General features: G+C 67.5%; 1 protein-coding gene and 1 pseudogene. One reads left to right on the top strand and one right to left on the bottom strand.

The genetic code is table 11. The features are described 5' to 3' along the window. Window positions 1-929, bottom strand: a 929-nt coding sequence (locus KZA10_RS15120; protein WP_256934928.1) for a zinc-dependent metalloprotease, incomplete at its 3' end; no start/stop codon positions are given. A 118-nt stretch (window positions 930-1,047) separates the two neighbouring features. On the opposite strand from KZA10_RS15120, the pseudogene KZA10_RS18325 reads away from it, so the two are divergent. Next, window positions 1,048-1,435 (top strand): annotated as a pseudogene (locus tag KZA10_RS18325) (hypothetical protein); the annotation flags it as partial.

Below are 1,435 nucleotides of genomic sequence, written 5' to 3' on the forward strand. Positions count from 1 at the left end.
GCCACGATCGACGGCTGGGTCGACGTCGTGACCGCCCAGGCGACCTCTCGTCTTCCCGACGGCGCGCGCAGTTCTTCGGGGTTCGAGGGATCGAGGCGGCTGGCGACGTCTTCGAGCGCGTCCACGTCGACCGTGACTCCGCGAGCGAAGTCGGTGATCTGCGCCATGACGTGCAGGTGCAGCCACTTCGCGTGCCGGTACAGACGCGCGTAGGCGAGCTCGCGGGTGGCGAGGTAGAGCGCGATCTGCTCTTCGGGGATCTCGAGGCCTTCGCCGAAGGCCGTGAGGTTCTGCGGGATGATCGCCGCGGTGCCTGCGGGCAGCACCGGGATGCCGACGTCACCGCCGGAGACGACTTCGAGAGAGAGGTTGCCGAGCACCTGTCCGAACTGCGCGGCGAACACCGAGCCGCCCAGGCCCCGCATCAGCCGGCCTGCGCCCTGGACCACGCCGCGCATCTCTTCGGGCACCTGCGTGTCCAACGCCGAGGTCAGCGCGTCAGCGATGCTCGTCGACACGGGATCGGCGATCTCCTTCCACACCGGAAGGGTCTTCTCCACCCACTCGCCCCTGGTCATCGCGGTCGGGGTCTCGGAGAGCTCCGAGATGGTCGTCGCCTCGCCGAGCCACAGGTTCGCGAGCGCGAAGGAATCGGCGAGCGAGGTGCGCGATCCGTCGGTCACGCCCTGTCCGTCGCGGTTGGCGATGAAAAGAGCCTGACGCAGCGCGTTCTCCCAGGGGTCGCCGCCGAAGGCGCCCTGCAGCTGCGACATGATCGTCTGCATCATCGCGGGGTCGAGTGTGAAGCCGTCCATCCCTTCGAAGGCGCCCCGCAGCGCCTCGGGATCGATGTCGCCGCCGCTCTGGTTCGAGAGCATCTTCCGCAGGAACTCCTGGAAGTCCTCGGGTGTCGGGTCGTTGTCTGCCATGTCGCTCGCCCTCTCAGCACTTCTGTTGCCGTGGCATCTACGCTAGTCACAGGTTTCTGCGCGCGAACCCGATGCGGGCAGATCGGTGTACGCCGCTCGCGAACGACGGAGGAATGCAGTGGATCGAACGCGGTCTGGGAAGCTCGGACTCGGAGTCTGGGCGCTGATCGTCGCGCTCCTCGCGCTGGTCGTGCTGACGTTCCTTCCGTCGCCCTACGTGATCCAGCGACCGGGGCCGGTGTACGACACCCTCGGCACCGCGAAGGGTGCTGACGGCGAGCAGGTGCCGCTGATCAGCGTCGAGGGCGCCGAGACGTTCGAGACCGCGGGGACTCTGGACCTCACGACGGTGCAGGTCGTGGGCAACCGCGAGCGCACACACCACGTTCGTGATCGGCGATCGACTGCAGCGCGAGACGGAAGGATTGGTCTGATGACCATGACGAAGACGACTTCCCCGGCCACCCGCTCCGAGACCGCGGACGCCATCACCGTGATCCTCTACG

Source organism: Microbacterium sp. BF1 (assembly GCF_019279095.1).
GTDB lineage: Bacteria > Actinomycetota > Actinomycetes > Actinomycetales > Microbacteriaceae > Microbacterium > Microbacterium maritypicum.